Origin of the sequence: Mycobacterium ulcerans subsp. shinshuense, assembly GCF_002355775.1 — a bacterium.
GTDB lineage: Bacteria > Actinomycetota > Actinomycetes > Mycobacteriales > Mycobacteriaceae > Mycobacterium > Mycobacterium marinum.
Genome location: NZ_AP017624.1, coordinates 2,437,645 through 2,455,474 on the forward strand (window position 1 = coordinate 2,437,645; position 17,830 = coordinate 2,455,474).

At 64.4% G+C, this 17,830-nt stretch carries 10 protein-coding genes and 6 pseudogenes; 12 read left to right on the forward strand and 4 right to left on the reverse strand.

The window, feature by feature from the left end:
• Nucleotides 1–86: 86 nt before the first annotated feature.
• The 7 genes and pseudogenes from SHTP_RS10955 to SHTP_RS10980 all read left to right on the forward strand — a co-directional run bounded on the left by SHTP_RS10955 (nt 87) and on the right by SHTP_RS10980 (nt 7,832).
• Nucleotides 87–1,373: a PucR family transcriptional regulator gene (locus tag SHTP_RS10955; protein WP_096370602.1), complete on the forward strand. Its 1,287-nt coding sequence runs from the start codon at nt 87–89 to the stop codon at nt 1,371–1,373.
• A 123-nt stretch (nt 1,374–1,496) separates the two neighbouring features.
• The gene (locus tag SHTP_RS10960; protein ID WP_096370603.1) at nt 1,497–1,964 is read left to right on the forward strand and encodes a 2,4'-dihydroxyacetophenone dioxygenase family protein; all 468 of its coding nucleotides are present in this window, start codon (nt 1,497–1,499) and stop codon (nt 1,962–1,964) included.
• A 3-nt stretch (nt 1,965–1,967) separates the two neighbouring features.
• On the forward strand, nt 1,968–2,351 hold the full coding sequence (locus tag SHTP_RS10965; RefSeq protein WP_096370604.1) for a DUF1330 domain-containing protein: 384 nt from the start codon (nt 1,968–1,970) through the stop codon (nt 2,349–2,351).
• Nucleotides 2,352–2,570: 219 nt separating this feature from the next.
• Nucleotides 2,571–2,912, forward strand: a pseudogene (locus SHTP_RS29775) (MFS transporter); the annotation flags it as partial.
• Nucleotides 2,913–2,934: 22 nt separating this feature from the next.
• Entirely contained in the window at nt 2,935–3,903 is a 969-nt protein-coding gene (locus SHTP_RS10970) for an MFS transporter (protein WP_265338816.1), read from the forward strand.
• A gap of 139 nt (nt 3,904–4,042) precedes the next feature.
• A pseudogene (locus SHTP_RS10975) lies at nt 4,043–6,265 on the forward strand (molybdopterin-dependent oxidoreductase).
• 136 nt (nt 6,266–6,401) lie between these two features.
• Nucleotides 6,402–7,832, forward strand: a complete 1,431-nt coding sequence (locus tag SHTP_RS10980) for a serine/threonine-protein kinase (RefSeq protein WP_096370605.1) — start codon at nt 6,402–6,404, stop codon at nt 7,830–7,832.
• A gap of 28 nt (nt 7,833–7,860) precedes the next feature.
• On the opposite strand, the gene SHTP_RS10985 is transcribed toward SHTP_RS10980, so the two are convergent.
• Nucleotides 7,861–8,166 carry a hypothetical protein gene (locus SHTP_RS10985; RefSeq protein WP_020725193.1) on the reverse strand — a complete coding sequence of 102 codons (306 nt, stop codon included), beginning with the start codon at nt 8,164–8,166 and terminating at the stop codon, nt 7,861–7,863.
• Nucleotides 8,167–8,521: 355 nt separating this feature from the next.
• On the opposite strand from SHTP_RS10985, the gene SHTP_RS10990 reads away from it, so the two are divergent.
• Together SHTP_RS10990 and SHTP_RS10995 are read left to right on the forward strand one after the other, a co-directional pair.
• Nucleotides 8,522–10,468, forward strand: a complete 1,947-nt coding sequence (locus SHTP_RS10990; RefSeq protein WP_096370606.1) for a primary-amine oxidase — start codon at nt 8,522–8,524, stop codon at nt 10,466–10,468.
• Between the two features lie 60 nt (nt 10,469–10,528).
• Nucleotides 10,529–10,807: pseudogene (locus SHTP_RS10995) on the forward strand (amino acid transporter); the annotation flags it as partial.
• Nucleotides 10,808–10,827: 20 nt separating this feature from the next.
• Here SHTP_RS10995 and SHTP_RS11000 read toward each other — a convergent pair.
• Nucleotides 10,828–12,030: an ISAs1-like element IS2404/ISMul1 family transposase gene (locus SHTP_RS11000; RefSeq protein ID WP_420872992.1), complete on the reverse strand. Its 1,203-nt coding sequence runs from the start codon at nt 12,028–12,030 to the stop codon at nt 10,828–10,830.
• A gap of 144 nt (nt 12,031–12,174) precedes the next feature.
• Between SHTP_RS11000 and SHTP_RS11005 the strand changes: the two are divergent.
• Nucleotides 12,175–12,858, forward strand: a pseudogene (locus SHTP_RS11005) (APC family permease); the annotation flags it as partial.
• Nucleotides 12,859–12,870: 12 nt separating this feature from the next.
• Here the strand turns inward: SHTP_RS11005 and SHTP_RS11010 are convergent.
• Nucleotides 12,871–14,073: an ISAs1-like element IS2404/ISMul1 family transposase gene (locus tag SHTP_RS11010; protein ID WP_420872993.1), complete on the reverse strand. Its 1,203-nt coding sequence runs from the start codon at nt 14,071–14,073 to the stop codon at nt 12,871–12,873.
• A 140-nt stretch (nt 14,074–14,213) separates the two neighbouring features.
• Between SHTP_RS11010 and SHTP_RS11015 the strand changes: the two are divergent.
• Nucleotides 14,214–14,870: pseudogene (locus SHTP_RS11015) on the forward strand (APC family permease); the annotation flags it as partial.
• 24 nt (nt 14,871–14,894) lie between these two features.
• Nucleotides 14,895–16,340, forward strand: a pseudogene (locus tag SHTP_RS11020) (gamma-aminobutyraldehyde dehydrogenase).
• Between the two features lie 57 nt (nt 16,341–16,397).
• Here the strand turns inward: SHTP_RS11020 and SHTP_RS11025 are convergent.
• A complete protein-coding gene (locus tag SHTP_RS11025) occupies nt 16,398–17,732 on the reverse strand; it encodes a DUF1254 domain-containing protein (RefSeq protein WP_096370609.1) in 1,335 nt (444 codons plus the stop codon).
• Nucleotides 17,733–17,830: the final 98 nt, after the last annotated feature.

The window sequence follows — 17,830 nt, forward strand, 5'->3', positions numbered from 1 at the left end:
TCGGCCCGATGCGGCCGTCTCGTACGCAAATGCCAACGTTGGCTGGGGTGATTGTGACGTCGCGACAGCGGGACTAGATTCCGGCCATGGAGCTACAGTGGCCGCCGGCGTGCGATGCCGAGGCGCAGCGGGTCTGGCAGCGGGTTCTGGTGCCACTCGCGGCCGAGATGGGTACTCAGGCCGCCGACTTGGCCCAGCGCGCGGTCGCCCGGTTGCAAGCCGAAGTGCCGCAATTGTTCCCCGACGAACAGACCGTCAAAGAGAACCTGGTCAGCACCGAAGCCAGCCTTCGCCAGCTGGCCCAGGTGATCGAGGCCGGCGCTGACCCACGCCAAGTGGAGTTGCCGCCGTCGACCCAGGCCATCGCGCGCGCGGCGGTGCCGCGCCAAGTTGCGCTGGCGGACTTGTTGCGGTTTTACCGGCTGGCTCAGGAACTGTTGTGGCAGTGGATGTTCGGCCGCATTACCGCCGATTCCCGAGACGCTGCCGAGCAGGCCAAAGCGGTAGAGCTGGCTACGGGATGGATATTCGGCTACGTCGACGCGGCGTTGATGCGGGCCGAGCGGGCCTATGACGTTGAGCGAGAGGCCTGGCTGCGGGGGGCGACCGTCGCGCGCGCCAGCGCGATCGACGACATCGTCGCCGAGCGCGAGCGCGACCCGCAACGGGCATCAAAACGGTTGCGCTATGACGTCAGCACCCAGCACCTCGCGGTCATCGCCTGGATCGACAGGTTGCCCGAGGACGGCGATGCTCAGCCGCTGCTGGGCCGGGTGGTCGCCGACCTAGCGCGCGCCACCGCCGCGCAGAGCACGCTGGTGCACACGCTGGGATCGCTGGCGGTCGCCGGATGGGTGAGTGGTCGAGGCTCGCTGAGCGTGCGTGACGCCCAAGACGGTGTTGCCGGGGCCCCGGCAGGCGTACGGCTGGTCGTTGGCGATCCGGCGCGGGGACTCAAGGGTTTTAGGCGCAGCTATCTCGAGGCGACGTATGCGCATCGCGTCGCGTCGCTGATGGGGCGACGCGCCGACGCCGTGACGCTGTACCGCGGCGTCGCGGTTGCCGCCCTGGCCAGTGCGGATCGCGACCATGCCGTCTTTTTCGCCACCCGGGTCCTGGGCGGGCTGGCGGCCGCCGACGAAGACACCTATCGGATCGCCACGACCCTAGCGGTCTTTCTGGCCGAAAATCGCAGCCGAACGCGGGCGGCCAAGCGACTCAACGTGCACCCCAACACCGTCAGTTACCGGGTGAATCAAGCCGAGGCGATCCTGGGCCGTGCCGTGGATGCCGACGTCCTCGAGCTGTCGGTGGCGCTGGCGTTATTGCCGGTGCTGCCCGGGCTCGCGCAGGGCCGCTCCGGGGAATTGTGATCTGAGCACAATCAGGGTCGGCGTGGTTGTCGCCGCGCACCGAGCGCGGGGCTGGCTCTTGCTCCTACGTTTTGCCTCAGCCGCACCGCGGCGGCAAACAGGCACCATGAAGGAGCGCGAGAAATGCAGACCCTGCAAGAACTCGACGTCAACTACATGAGCGGCATCGACAACCCATGGATTCCGTTCACCCCGCTCACCGACCAGGTCTTCCTGAAGTACTGGAAGGTCGATCCGGTGCGCGCCGAAATCATCGTGTCGATGAAATTTCCTGCCGGACTGGAACTTCCACCCCATTACCACACCGGCATCGTGGTAGGCCACACCGTCAGCGGGGCGTGGCGGTACCAGGAGAACAACTGGATTTCCCGCGCGGGCGACACCGTCTACGAGGTGGCCGGCTCATCGCACACCCCGGAAAGCCTGGAAGACACCGAGGTGTTCTTCTTCCTGGTCGGCGAGCTGCTTTTTCTCGACGCAGACAACAAGATCCTGTGGCAGGAGAACCACAAGACCTCCATCGAGCGTTACACCAGCTACTGCGCCGCCAACGGGATCGCCTCGCGTGACCTGACCAGATGGGGTGGGTGACCCATGACCGCCATCGAACCCAACGAGAACCAGCTAGCCACCCTGATGGCGGCAGCCGCCGATCTCGACACGCCCGTGGTCATGATCAACCTGCTGCAGTTCAAACCGGACGGGGTAGCCAACTACCAGCGCTACGCCAAAGAGGTCATGCCGTTTCTGGAAGCGGTGGGCGCCACCATCGAGTACGCGGGCGAAGCCAGCCACGTTGTCGCCGGCGGTATCGACCGCCCCTTCTGGGACGCCATCGTCGTGGTGCGCTACCCATCGCGGGCGGCGTTCGTGTCCATGGTGACCAACCCGGGCTATCACGAGAACGCGCACGTGCACCGCGCGGCGGCATTGCAGAGCACTCATCTGGTGGCCACCGACCCCTGGGTGCAAATCTGACCGGAAGGCCGCCCGGCGGGCCCTGGCCACATCGCCGACCGGCTCGTGACCGCAGCTGTTTCTCGCGCGACTATCGGGGCATCCTGGTATAGTGAGGGCTCACCATCGCCAGGGCGTGGCTCCCGAGCCGGAGGGACTCGGGGCGAATGCGCTGAGATGACCACCAACGGTCGCGCCATCAGGGGCGGGCTTGCCGATGCAGTCGGCGGTCCGGCCCGGATGCGGGTGATCGTGCTGCTGGCCTTGGTGGTCGGGTTGGAAGGCGCCAGCAACGGCACCATCGGCGCCCTCGCCGTGGCCTTGAAACAGGCCTTCGGGATCACCAGCTTGCAGGTCGGCCTGCTGGTGACGGCGTCGACCGCGATCGGGATCGTCGTCATGCTGGTGTCGGGGACGCTGGCCGACCGGGTCAACCGCACCCGCGTGCTGTGGATCACCGTCTTGGTCTGGTCGGTGGCCATGGCCCTCGGCGGTATCAGCGCCGGGTACGGCTGGCTGCTGGCCAGCCGGGTCGCACTTGGGGTGGTCGTGGCGGTTGGCGGCCCGGTTGTCGCGTCCCTGATGGGCGATTTCTTCGCTCAGCATGAGCGGGGGCGAATCTACGGCTTCGTCCTGGCGGGTGACGGGAATCTGCACCGCACTGGGGGTGCTGGTTTCGGGCTGGTTGGCCGCCATCACATGGCGGTTGAGTTTCCTGTGGCTGGCGGTGGCCGGATTGCTGCTCACGCTCGCCTTGGCCAGGACGGTGCCCGAACCCGCGCGTGGCGGCGACACATTCGGCGCGAGTGCGGGCAGCGATCGCCGGGACTGCTCGAACGACACGCTGGCGGCAGCGGTGATCGCCCAACGCGTCAGCGCGCACTCACACCTCATTCTGCAGGAGAGCCCGGAAGGCCGGTCCCTGCGCTGGGCGGTGGGCTATGTACTGAAAATTCGGACCAACGTGGCCCTGATAGTCGCGTCGGCGTTCGGATACTTCTTCTACACGGGGCTGGGCACCTTCGCGGTCGCGCTGCTGCGCAGCCGATTCCGGATCAGCCAGACACTGGCGATTTCGTTGATCGCGATCATCGGAGTGGGCGCGCTGATCGGAACGCTGTGTGCCGGGCGCCTCGCGGATTGGTTGATCGGCCGCGGTTACCTCGGCGCCCGGTTGGGCGTCGCCGGTGCGGCATTTCTGGTTGCGGGCGGGTTCTTCGTACCCGCGCTGCTCACCGACAACGTCGTGATCGCCGTGGTGGCGGCCTTTCTCGCGGCGATCGGGCTGGGCGGGGTCAATCCGCCACTGGACGCGGCGCGACTGGACATCATGCACTCCAGGTTGTGGGGGAGGGCCGAGGCGATCCGCACCACCCTACGGTCCGGCTTCACGGCGGCAGCCCCGCTGGTTTTCGCCCTGGTATCCATGCAGTTGGCGCCGCAACGGCGGCGCGCCCGGTCAGGTGGCAACCGCATCGACCGGGCTGACGCAGACGTTTCTGATCATGCTCACCGCGCTGTTCCTGGCGGGCACCCTGATCCTGACGGTGGCCCGGCGCAGCTACCCGCGTGACGTGGCTACCGCGCTGGCCTCCGAGGAGGCTACCGAGCGGCATCGGCGCTCGCAGCAGGGCGCCAAGGCCGCGGTGCTTGACCTCGCCGATCGGCCGGAGCCACTTCCGCGACTGCGCGTAGCGGAATAAGGTGGGTGCATGGCCACGGTCGATGATGGCAGGCACCTGCACACGTGCCCGCTTTGTGAAGCCATGTGCGGCTTGGAGATTCGGGTAGCCGACGGCCTGTCCGGCGGTCGGGTGGTCGGCATCCGGGGCAACCGCGACGACGTGTGGAGCCGCGGACACATCTGCCCCAAAGGCGCGTCGTTGGGCGCCTTGCATGACGACCCGGACCGCATCCGGCACCCGATGATCAAGATCGACGGACAATGGCACGAGGTGAGCTGGGACGCGGCATTTCGCCGCTGCACCGAATTGCTGGCTCCGGTGATCGACACCTACGGCATCGGCGCGGTCACCGCCTACACCGGTAATCCATTGGCGCACTCTTTCTCCCTGGCTCGCTATGCCGGTGTGCTGCTGGGCATGTCCGGCATGCCGGTCACCTATTCGCCGGGCACGGTCGACCAGTGGCCGAAAAACCTCTCGTCGCACCTGATGTACGGGGGCTGGTGGACGTTTCCGGTACCCGACATCGAACGCACCGACCTCCTGGTCATCATGGGCGCCAACCCCGCCGCATCCCAGGGCTCGCTGCTGGCCGCGCCCGACGTAATGGGACTGATCGACGCGATTCGTCAACGAGGCAAGGTCATCGTGATCGACCCGGTCCGCACGGTCACCGCCGCGCGTGCCGATGAGTGGCTGCCCATCGTGCCCGGCGCCGATGCGGCGCTGCTACTGGCGGTCGCACACACGCTGTTTGACGAGGACCTGGTCAACCCCGGGCCGCATGTCGACGGCGTCGACACGATGCGCCGGGTTGCCGCGGACTGGCCGCCGGCCCGGGTGAGCGCGGTCACGGGCATCGAGGAGGAGCGCATCCGGCGGCTGGCTCGCGAGCTCGCCGGTACCCACAAGTCGGTGGTGTACGGCCGAATCGGCCTGTGCAATCAGGAGTTCGGCAGTCTGGCGAGCTGGCTGGTCGACGTGATCAACAAATTGACGGGCCACTTCGACACCCCCGGCGGCGCCATGTTCCCCCGGCCGGCTGCCTGGTCTATCACCACGCAACCGTTGCCGGGTCTAGAAGGTGGCGTCGCCGAATTCGGTCGCTGGCATACCCGGGTGCGCGGTGCGAAGGAAGTCCTGGGCCAGGCGCCGGTGTCCTGTCTAGCCGAAGAGATCGCCACCCCGGGAGATGGGCAGCTCCGGGCGCTCATCACGATCGCCGGCAACCCGGTGCTGTCCACACCCGGCGGTGACAAGCTCGACGAAGCGCTGTCTTCGCTGGAAGCGATGATCTCCGTTGACCTTTGGCTCAATGAGACGACGCGGCACGCGGATGTGATTCTGCCCGGGCTGTCGCCGCTCGAACAGCCCCATCACGATGATCTGGTGCTGCAATTCGCGATCCGCAGCTTTGCGAACTACTCCGCGCCGGTCTTCGATCCGAGCGATCGCCCGCACGAGTGGGAGATCCTGATTCGGCTGACCGGGCTGTGCACCGGCACGCCGGCCGAGGACGTCGACGTCGCCGCGATCGATGACGGATTCTTTGATTAGCTGGCTTTTACCAAGGGATTTGACGGCGCGGCGATCCGCAAACGCTACGAGCATGACGGCTGGGCGGGCGGGCCAGAGCGGATTTTGGATCTGACGTTGCGGACCGGTCCGTTCGGCGATCGCTACGGCCAGAATCCCGGCGGACTGACGCTGGACATGCTCAAGGCCAATCCGAACGGCATCGACTTCGGACCCATGGTGTCGCAGTTACCGGACATTTTGGGGACCCCGGAGAAAAAGATCCGGCTGGCCCCGCAGTACCTCCTGGACGATCTGCCCCGGCTGGCATCCAGAATGGATCGGCCGGCCGAGCAGTTGGTCCTGGTCAATCGCAGACACCTGCGATCGAACAACTCGTGGCTGCACAACGTGCCGGCGCTGATGAAGGGCAAGGATCGCTGCACGCTGCTGATGCATCCGGACGACGCAGCCCGTAACGGCATCACCGACAACGACACCGTGACGGTGAAATCGTCGGCCGGCGAGATCACGGTGCCCGTCGAACTCACCTCGGCGATCAAACCGGGCGTGGTCTCGATGCCCCACGGTTGGGGGCACGGCAAACCGGGCACCCGGCTGGCGGTGGCCAACAGCGCACCTGGAGTCAACACCAACGTGCTGTCCCCGCCCACCTTGCTCGACGAGCCCTCCGGCAACGGTGTCCTCAACGGCATCCCGGTGACCGTGAGCTGACGCCCCGACCTCATCGGCAGGGCCCGCCAGATGGGCAACGCGGCTCGCCCGGTGCAGACCCAATCGACAGTCGCGTCGGGCTGAGCGGCCAACCCGCTCTTCGACCTGTTGCGCCCGGGCGGGCTACGATGCGGCCATGCCGCTCGCCGCAGGTTCGACGTTCGCCGGCTACACCATCGTCCGACAGCTGGGTATCGGCGGGATGGGCGAGGTCTATCTGGCCCAGCATCCCCGATTGCCCCGGCAAGACGCGCTCAAAGTCCTTCGGCCCGAGGTGTCCGCAGACAACGAGTACCGCCAACGCTTCCACCGCGAGGCAGACGCCGCCGCAGCCCTGTGGCATCCGCACATCGTTGCCGTGCATGACCGCGGGGAAACCGACGGCCAGCTGTGGATCGACATGGACTACGTCGACGGCACCGATGCTGTGACGCTGCTTCGCGATCGGTACCCCAACGGGATGCCCGGCTCGGAGGTCAGCGAGATCATCACCGCGGTAGCCGAGGCGCTCGACTACGCGCACGACCACAAGCTGCTGCACCGCGACGTCAAGCCCGCCAACATTCTCATCGCGGCGCCGGCCTCGCAGGCCAAGCGGATCATGTTGGCCGACTTCGGGATCGCCGGCTGGGTCGGCGAAGCCAATGGGCTCACAGCGACGAACATGACCGTCGGCACCGTGTCTTACGCGCCGCCCGAGCAGCTGATGGGCCACGACCTGGACGGAAAGGCCGATCAGTACGCCCTGGCGGCGACGGCATACCACCTGCTGACGGGCTCACCGCCGTTTCAGCACTCCAATCCCGCCGTGGTGATCAGCCAGCATCTCAGCGCCGCACCCCCGGCGATCGGCCAGCGCCTGCCGGCATTGGCAGAGCTGGACCCGGTTTTCGCCAAGGCGCTGGCCAAAGACCCCAAGGACCGTTACCAACGCTGCATCGATTTCGCGCGGGCATTGAGCCATCGGCTGGGCGGAGTCGGCGATCCCGACGACACGCGCATCTCCCGGCTGGTGGCGATGGCGGTGCCTGCGGCCAAGAAGTCCCTGGCGCGAGCCTCGGTCATCGTCCCCGCCGTGCTGGCGATCCTGCTGGTCGTAGCGATCCCCGTGGCGCTGCGCGAGTTCGAGCGCGCCGACGATGAGCGCGTCGCACCGCCTGCGGCGACCAGTTCCAGCCGGCCCAGCCCCACGGCCGCCAAGACCTCGACAACCACGGCCACCACGACCGCGCCGACGAGCACGTCTACCAGTACGGCGGCCGCGACGACGGAATCGGTGACTCCCGCGCCCGCGGTCGTCATTGGCGCCATGTGTTCCCCGCTCGGCAGCACCGGAACCACAAAAACAGGCGCCACCGCCTACTGTTCGACCCTGCAGGGCACCAACACGACAATCTGGTCGCTCACCGAAGGCACGGTGGCCAGTCCGACGGTGAGCGCCACGCCCGATCCGATCGAGCCGCCGTTAACCATCGATCAGGATTCGCCGATACGCATCTGCATGCAGCAGACCGGCCAGACCCGCCACGAATGCCGAGAGGACATTCGCCGCAGCAACGGCTACTGAGCGGGCTGGTCCGCCGCGGCCACCCGGCCTATACGCAGCCGCTGACGCTGATTCGCCTGCCGACATTGGCGCACACATTCACGTTGGGGGGCGGCGGCGGGGGCGGCGGGTAGTCCTCGGGCAGCGGGGCATATTCGGCGGGCGGCGGAACGTAGGGGGCGATCGCGTCTGCAATGTTGGCGCACCCGCTGACCGATACCCGCCGGCCGGCGTTGACGCACACGTCGGCCTGTGCCGCGCCGGACGGAGCCATGACGGCCAACACCTGTGGAAGGGCGGTAAAGGCCAGCGCCGCGATCGCTGCCGTGGCCGACGGCCGCTTCCAGGGACTCATCGAGATCTCCTTCGCCAATGCCTCGTTAGATTCGCTGCCCACTCTAATGACCCGGCTGCGGGCTCCGGTGCGGTTGTGGCTCAGGCAACATCGGAATCGCGCGGGCCGGAGCTTACCGACACGCGGGGCGCTCGGTGTATTGCGTGCGGCGTCAATTACCGGCTATCCGCGGCACTTGTAAGTGGTGAATTTGCGCTGAATTTCGCGTGGTACTTCTTTTCGAGCCATGCCGACAACCCTTGTTCCACAGACTCGGCAGGCCCAGTGTTAACTTGCGGGAAATTGTTGCCGTCTTTGTGAAGATGGCCGCGAACCACAGGTACGTTTTGGGGCCGGGTTTGACACAGGAGAAGCCATGACCGAGACGATCGTCCAGACTTTCCATCCGCTCGATCCGCTGACCGAGAGCGAGTTCCAGCAGGCCGTCTCCGTTGTGCGCCGTGACCGGAATATCACTGAACGTTGGCGATTCGCCTCGATGGAGCTCGCGGAACCGGGCAAACGAGAAATCGCTGATTTCGAAAACAACGCAGTGGTGCCGGATCGACGGGCTGTCATCGTGTGCTTCGACCGTGACACAAACGGCACCTACAAGGCGCTCGTTTCCCTCTCGGGCGACCGCATTCTCTCGTGGACTTGCCTGCCGGGGGTGCAGCCCAATATCACCCATGATGAATGGCTAGAGGCGGGCGAGGTGCTCCGCAGCCATCCGGCCGTTATCGCGGCCTTGTGCCGACGCGGCATTACCGACTTGGAGAACATGCTGGTCGATGTGTGGGCCTACGGCGACGCCCTGATTCCGGAAGCGTATCGCGGCCGACGGCTCGCATGGTCGGACAGCTGGCTGACGTCGCCAGGTGGCGGGAACCTCTATGCGCGACACATCAAGGGATTTCATTGCGTTATCGACTTGAACACCATGGAATTGCTCGACATCGAGGAAGGCAGTCCGCTCGAGTTCCCGGCCGTCATGGCCGAATATGTGCCTCGGCACATCCCGGAGAATCTGCGTGATTCCAGCGTGCGGGGCGCCCTGCGGCCATTGGAAATCATTCAACCCGACGGTCCGTCGTTCACCCTGCGGGGCAATCATCTGGAATGGCAAAACTGGTCGCTGCGCGTCGGTTTCAACTATCGCGAAGGCATGACACTGCACACCGTTACCTACAACGACCACGGTCGGGTTCGCCCGATTGCCTACCGGATGTCTTTCGCCGAGATGGCGGTGCCCTACCGCGATCATTGCGCTGATCACTATCGTCGGACGGCCTTCGACATCGGCGAATGGGGGCTCGGATTCATGACAACCTCGCTGGAGAAGGGGTGCGACTGCCTGGGCGAGATCCGATATCTCGATGCGGTCTTACACAACAGCAAGGGGGAGCCATACACGATCAAGAATGCCATCTGCATCCATGAAGAAGACAACGCGGTGCTGTGGAAGCACGTCGTATGCGATGGCAGCGCCGAGGTGCGGCGCATGCGCCGGCTTACCGTCTCTTTCCACGTGACGGTGGCCAACTACGAGTACTTGGTTTACTGGCGCTTCTACCAGGATGGCAACATCGAATGCGAAATTCGTGCAACCGGTTTGATGGTGACCACGAACTTCGACAATGGTCAGGCGCACGCATCGGGCACGTTGGTCGACGAACGAACTTATGCCCCGTATCACCAACATTTTCTTACCGCGCGGCTGGATCTGGACATCGACGGCACGGACAACACCGTGTACACGAGCGAGACGGAGATGGTGCCTACGGGACCGGATAACCCCTACGGTTTGTCGTTGCGCCAGAGGAACATCCCGCTGCGCACCGAGGAAGAGGGCAAACAGGACTACTGCTGGGAGACCCAGCGGGCGTGGCGGGTGGTCAACGAGAACGTCACCAATGGGCTGGGCACCCACGCGTCGTACAAGCTCGTCGGGGGTGCGGCCATTCCGCCGATGTTTGATCTCAGGTCGCCGGTACTACGCCGGGCGGAGGCCATCACCCATACCGTATGGGTTACGCCCAATCATCCCGACGAGCGTTGGCCAGCGGGGGAGTTCGTGAACCAGAGCGGTCCGGGACTGGGGTTGCCCGCGTGGACTGCTGCCAACCGGTCGATCGAGAATACCGACGTGGTGGTGTGGTACACGTTCGGCATCCACCACATAACGCGCCCGGAGGACTGGCCGGTGATGCCAGCCGACACCGTGTCTTTCTGGCTCAAGCCTGTTGGATTTTTCGACCGCAACCCGTCGTTGGATGTCGCGCCCACGGCAGCCGCAACGTGTCATGGCGAAGGTGGTTGCTGAATGACAGACACCCCGGCGCCGCCGCTCTTCGCCCGTGGTCCCAAAGGCAACAAGCTGAAGATGCAGCCGATCGTGCCGCAGCTCAGCAACACCGCGGCTGAGGGCGTGGTATCCAAGGGCCTGGCCAAGGGGGCCGTTGGCACCGTCTCGGGGGCAATCCTCGGTATCGCGTGTGTGGCACCCGGCTACACGTTGACGGCCAGCATCGGCTTGATCGTTGCCGCGGTCGGGCTCAAGATGCCGGCGATATTTGTATTCGGATTTATTCCGATGTTTTTGACCGCGTTCGCCTATCGCGAATTGAACGCCGACACTCCGGACTGTGGAGCGTCGTTCACCCAGGGCTCCGGCGTTGTTGATTAGCAGGCTTGTGAGCTGGGGAATTGTGGATTGAGGAGGTCTAGGCGGCGGTTGGCGGTCAAAGCGGTGATCCGGCAGGCTTCGGCGATGTTGTCGGCGCCGTTGAGGCGGTGCAGATTGATCGCGGTGTTGCGTAGCGTTGCTAGGACCTGTGCGCCGTTTCCGGTATGTGCCCTTTGACGGTCTTCGTCGAAGGTGACGTCGCGTATCCAGTGCAGGCTGTTCTCGATTCCCCAGTGTTGACGCATCCAGGTCATGATCGCGGTAGGGCGGGCGTGCTCGAACGGCAGGCTGCAGATGGCATAGACCACCTTCACGCTGCGCTGGTCGGTGGCGGTGATCAAGCGTTCACGAGTGATCCGGATGATTTGTTTTGCGTAGGGGAAGCCGATTCCTCGTGCAGCGGTGATGATTTGCAGGGTGCGGGTCTCGACACGGCCGTGGCCGCGGGAGTCGTCGGTAGCGGCTGCGGGCACCTCGGCCCAGGGCAGCGCGGTGATACGCGCAAGTATTTTGGCTTGGTTGGACTTGACGATCATCAGGTAGTGCGACTTCAAGGTGGCGCAGATCAACTTCGCGGTGACGACCTGGGTATGCATCGCATCCACGGTGACCAGCCACCGCAAGCTACCCGGCAGCAGCGTGAGCAGGGCACGTACGCAGGGAATTTCATTGCTTTTCTCGGCGACAGCGAGTTGACCGAGCACCAATCGGGCACGGTGGGCGAACACCGACACGAGATGCGTGGCTGTCGCTTTGGCGCGTAAAGCACCACGCAGCATCTTGCCGTCCAACGCGATCGGCACCAATCCACTGGGGTCGCTGCTGGCCACGTGTGCAGTGAAGTAACTGCCCATCCTGGCGTTGAGGTCGGCGGGGTCTAGCCGAGACAAAACAGCGCGGAAGGTCTTCTCACTGGGCCGCCGGAACCGGACCCCTAATTGGGCCAACACATCATCGGGAGCGGTGGCCGCCCATGTGGCAAAACCAGCATAGCCGCGCATCCCCGCGGCAGTGGCCAGAACCGCGATCGCCAACAAAGCCATCAGCGAATACCTCCGACCGCGTGGGTCCCTCGGGTCTGGCACCGAGGCCAACACATCGAAAAACTCCGATCCGATGAGCTCGCTGCGCTCACCAGGACTCCAGCGGTCGAACACCTCTGGAACCGACGACACAGGCAATACTGAAACGGTAGGCACGGGCAACTCCAGACCAACGACGAACAGTAACCAACTCGGTCGTTCTCCAGATAGCCCGTGCCTACACTCCGGCCCCAATAGCGCGGCACCAAAGATCATCAACCCAGCTCACAAGCCTGCTAATCAACAACGCCGGAGCCCTGGTCGTTCACCTGGTCCACCAAAGCCTTCGGACCCTACGTGGGATGGATGTGCGGCTGGGGCATGGTGATCGCGACGGTCATTGTGTTGTCGAACCTGGCTGCGGTCGCGGTGCAGTTTTTCTATCTGCTGATCGCCGGCCTGTTCGATAGCCCAGGGATCGCGTCCGTGGCCGCAAACCGATGGGTCGATATCGCTTCCACGCTGGTGTTTATCGCCGGGGCGACTTGGGTTTCCAGTCGTGGCATCCAAACCAGCGAGCGGGTGCAGGGACTATTGGTCATCTTCCAGATGACGGTGATTTTGGGTTTCGGGGTGGTGGCCATCATCGGCGCGGTGCGGGGCCATGGCCCGGCGAATCTGAGCTTCGATTTCAATTGGTTCGACCCGTTCAGCGGGCTCGCGATGGGTGCGTTCGTCATTGGGGTGACCGGTTCGATCTTCTCGTTCTGGGGCTGGGATACGTGCCTGACCCTGGGTGAGGAATGCACCGACCCAAAGAAGGTTCCCGGACGCGCCGGTGTGCTGTGTGTGGTCAGCATTCTGCTGACATACCTGCTGGTGAGTGTGGCGATGATGATGTACGCCGGTGTCGGTTCGCAGGGACTGGGGTTGGGCAACCCGGATAATTCCGAGAACGTGTTCGGCGCACTGGCACGACCGGTGCTCGGTCCGTGGGCAGGGCTCCGGCGTTGTTGATTAGCAGGCTTGTGAGCTGGGGAATTGTGGATTGAGGAGGTCTAGGCGGCGGTTGGCGGTCAAAGCGGTGATCCGGCAGGCTTCGGCGATGTTGTCGGCGCCGTTGAGGCGGTGCAGATTGATCGCGGTGTTGCGTAGCGTTGCTAGGACCTGTGCGCCGTTTCCGGTATGTGCCCTTTGACGGTCTTCGTCGAAGGTGACGTCGCGTATCCAGTGCAGGCTGTTCTCGATTCCCCAGTGTTGACGCATCCAGGTCATGATCGCGGTAGGGCGGGCGTGCTCGAACGGCAGGCTGCAGATGGCATAGACCACCTCCACGCTGCGCTGGTCGGTGGCGGTGATCAAGCGTTCACGAGTGATCCGGATGATTTGTTTTGCGTAGGGGAAGCCGATTCCTCGTGCAGCGGCGATGATTTGCAGGGTGCGGGTCTCGACACGGCCGTGGCCGCGGGAGTCGTCGGTAGCGGCTGCGGGCACCTCGGCCCAGGGCAGCGCGGTGATACGCGCAAGTATTTTGGCTTGGTTGGACTTGACGATCATCAGATAGTGCGACTTCAAGGTGGCGCAGATCAACTTCGCGGTGACGACCTGGGTATGCATCGCATCCACGGTGACCAGCCACCGCAAGCTACCCGGCAGCAGCGTGAGCAGGGCACGTACGCAGGGAATTTCATTGCTTTTCTCGGCGACAGCGAGTTGACCGAGCACCAATCGGGCACGGTGGGCGAACACCGACACGAGATGCGTGGCTGTCGCTTTGGCGCGTAAAGCACCACGCAGCATCTTGCCGTCCAACGCAATCGGCACCAATCCACTGGGATCGCTGCTGGCCACGTGTGCAGTGAAGTAACTGCCCATCCTGGCGTTGAGGTCGGCGGGGTCTAGCCGAGACAAAACAGCGCGGAAGGTCTTCTCACTGGGCCGCCGGAACCGGACCCCTAATTGGGCCAACACATCATCGGGAGCGGTGGCCGCCCATGTGGCAAAACCAGCATAGCCGCGCATCCCCGCGGCAGTGGCCAGAACCGCGATCGCCAACAAAGCCATCAGCGAATACCTCCGACCGCGTGGGTCCCTCGGGTCTGGCATCGAGGCCAACACATCGAGAAACTCCGATCCGATGAGCTCGCTGCGCTCACCAGGACTCCAGCGGTCGAACACCTCTGGAACCGACGACACAGGCAATACTGAAACGGTAGGCACGGGCAACTCCAGACCAACGACGAACAGTAACCAACTCGATCGTTCTCCAGATAGCCCGTGCCTACACTCCGGCCCCAATAGCGCGGCACCAAAGATCATCAACCCAGCTCACAAGCCTGCTAATCAACAACGCCGGAGCCCTGGGTCCGTGGGGTAGCCAGTTGCTGTTTCTGGGCATCCTGGCGTCCACCCTGTCGAGTTTGCAGACGACGTTCCTCCCGGCGTCGCGTTGCATGCTCGCCATGGGCGCTTATCGGGCATTTCCCCAGCGGTTCTCGGCGGTCAGCTCACGTTTCCAGGTGCCGCTGTTCAGCACCATCGCGGCAGCCATTGCTTCGGGTGCCTTCTACACCCTCGCCAGGTTGCTATCGGAGCGAACCCTGTTGGACACCATTGCGGCCCTCGGCATGCTGGTTTGCTGGTATTACGGAATTACCGCCTTCGCCTGCATGTGGTATTTCCGCAAGGAACTCTTCACGTCTTTGCGCAACGTCGTTTTCATATTCCTTTGTCCGCTGCTCGGCGGGATGATGCTGTTGCTGGTCTTTGTTGTTTCGGTCCGCGAAAGCATGGACCCGCGACATGGCAGCGGCGCGTCGATCGCAGGCGTCGGGCTAGTCTTCTACCTTGGCTTCGGCATCCTCTCGCTCGGTGCGGTGCTGATGGTGGTCATGCGAGTGCGCCAACCCGGCTTCTTTTTGGGTCACACGCTGACGCCGTCAACCCCTGCCCTCACCGACGACGCCACCATCGCCACCGCTAGCCATCCGGACGCCGGTCCGGACCAACATCATTGAGCGCTACTCGTAGAACGGGACACCATGGTGGAAAAGAAGGTTTTTCACAACATCATTGGCGGAGAAATTCAGGCAACGCCGGACGGAAACACGATGGATATCGTCAACCCGTCGACGGGCGAAGTCTATGCATCGGCGCCGAATTCCTCTGGCAAAGATGTCGATGACGCGTTTACCGCGGCGGCCAAGGCGTTCGAGTCGTGGCGTTGGTCCACCCCCAGCGAACGGCAGCGTGCGCTGCTGCGGCTCGCCGACCTCATCGAGGACAACGCCGAGGAACTTGTCGCGCTCGAGTGCGAGAACACGGGCAAGCCAATCTCGTTGACCATGTCGGAGGAAATTCCGCCGATGGTTGATCAGATCCGGTTCTTCGCCGGCGCGGCGCGCGTTCTGGAAGGCCGCTCACAGGGCGAATACATGCGTGGGCACACGTCGTCGATTCGACGGGAGCCGGTGGGCCCGGTTGCCCAGGTAGCGCCCTGGAATTACCCGATGATGATGGCGGTGTGGTAGTTTGCCCCGGCGCTGGCCGCCGGCTGCACCGTGGTACTCAAGCCTTCGGACACCACGCCCGCGTCGTCCTACTGGATGGTCGAGAAGATGCAGGAGATCTTCCCGCCCGGGGTGTGCAACCTGGTGTGCGGCGACCGCGACACCGGTGCGGCACTGGTGGCGCACCCGGTGCCACAGCTGGTGTCGATCACCGGCTCCACCAGGGCAGGTATGGCGGTGGCGGCCAGCGCGGCCAACGACCTCAAACGTGCGCATCTCGAGCTGGGCGGCAAGGCGCCGGTAGTCATCTTCAATGACGCCGACATCGCGGCGGCGGTGGAGGGACTTACCGCGGCAGGCTATTTCAACGCGGGCCAGGATTGCACCGCCGCCACTCGGCTGATCATCCAGGACGGCATCTACGACGAGTTCCTGTCGGCGATGGCCGAGTCGGTGGCCGGTACCAGGACGGGCTATGACCCCGCGGATGAGGACATCTTGTTTGGTCCCATCAACAACAGCAACCAGATGCGCCACATCGATGGCCTGGTGTCCCGTGCGCCGGCGCACGCTCGAATTCTTGCCGGCGGCAAGCAGAAAGACTGCGCGGGCTTCTTCTACGAGCCCACGTTGATTGTCGACCTGCAACAGGACGACGAATTGATTCAGACCGAGATCTTCGGCCCGGTCGTCACCGCGCAGCGTTTCAGCGACGAGCAGCAGGCCCTGTCTTTCGCCAACGGCACCGAATACGGTCTCGCATCCTCGGTGTGGACCAAGGACGTCGACACCGCCGCACGCATGGGAGCACGGCTGGACTTCGGGAGTGTGTGGATCAACACCCATATTCCGCTGGTTGCCGAGATGCCGCACGGCGGTTTCAAGCACTCCGGCTACGGCAAGGACCTGTCCATGTACGGGTTCGAGGACTACACCCGGATCAAGCACGTGATGCACTATCACGGATTCGAGGGCTAGACACCGCCGCAGCCGCGGCGGCACCTCCGGGCGCCAAGGCCACGGCCGATGTTTGAGTCAGGCCTTGCGCACCGGGGGTGGCGACCATTCGCCGGCGACCACCTCGGGCCTCGGCGCGTACAGCCGCATGGTCACGCCCAGCGGGCCCAACGGGGCCGGGAGCCAGTTCGACTGGCGCTCGGGACCGGGGTCGGTGTGCGCGAGATAGAGGTCCAATGAGCCGTCGTCGTTGTAGCGCAGCTCGTCACGGTCGCCGATGGCGAATCGGTTCAGCTCGTTGGCCACTTGAAAGCCTTCGGCGTCATACATCGTGACCGACCAGAATGCGTCCACCGGGGGCAGCTTGTCCGCGTCGAAGTGGATGACGTAGTCGTGTTCGCCGGCCAGCGGATCTCCGTGCTCGTCGGTGGCGAGGAACGGATATACGGCGTCCTCGGCGGGGTTGGCTCCCAGACCGATGAGGGCCACCACCGCGCGCCGTAGGTAGTTGTTGCCGTAGACGCCCATGCTCTCGGTCAGGCTGATCCAGCCGTCGACGTTGGCCCCAAGCTTGGTGGCGCTCTTGAGGATGTCGTTGAGCGCATCGCTTCTGCCGCGCTCGAGCTCTGCCACTTGGTCCGCGTCGAACCGGCTCGCATCGAACGGGCTTCCCGCTTCGATGCCGAGGTTGGCCAGCCGGGCAAGCACGGAGTAGTCGGTCGGGTGTGGTGAATTGACGCACAGCAGATCGGCCGCATAGGAGAGGTAGTCCAGCGCGGCCATGCCGTTGACGATTCTGGGCGGCTCGGTAGTCAGGTCAAAGTCTGGTCGCTTGTCTCCCGCACTGGCCTGCGCACCGCTGCCGAGCTCAGTGAGGGAGTAGCCGTCTTGTACCCGGTGAACGGCCGGGTAGTCGGCTGGCCCGTTGGTCTGGGTGCGGCCGATGATCCAGACAAACGGTGTCGGCGCGGCCACGACCGTGGTTGGGCGCGGTTGTTCGCCGCTTTCGCCGCTTTCGCCCTGGTAGCCAGGGCCGGCGATCACGAGATCAAGTGGACCCGTCCCGCTGGTGCGCTTGCCGGGATTGGCGAAAACGTCTGTCCACATGTCCAGCATCGGCAGCATGTAGTAGCGATCGTCGGTGTCCGCCGACTGCAGGCGGACCGGACCGTTGCGCAGGTCCAGCCAGGCCGAGGAGTACAGCGTGTCGAAGTTGGGCCGCACCACCGCGCGGAATTCGGCCGACGGGAACGCCCGCATGTGCGAGAAGTGATTGGGCGGGCCGGCGCCGGGGCCGGTGCCGGGTGCCGCGTTGAGGGCCTGCAGTCGCGTCACATCCATCATGACCAACGGATAGAAGTAGATGAATGCTTCGTAGCTGAGCGTTCGCAGGCCACTGGACAAGGTGCTCACGATCTCTCCTCCGGGAGGCTCCGTAGACCGACCATATGACGTGCCGTGTGAAATGTCAGTGGCCGCGGCGGATCGGCGCGGCTAACACATATCCGCGC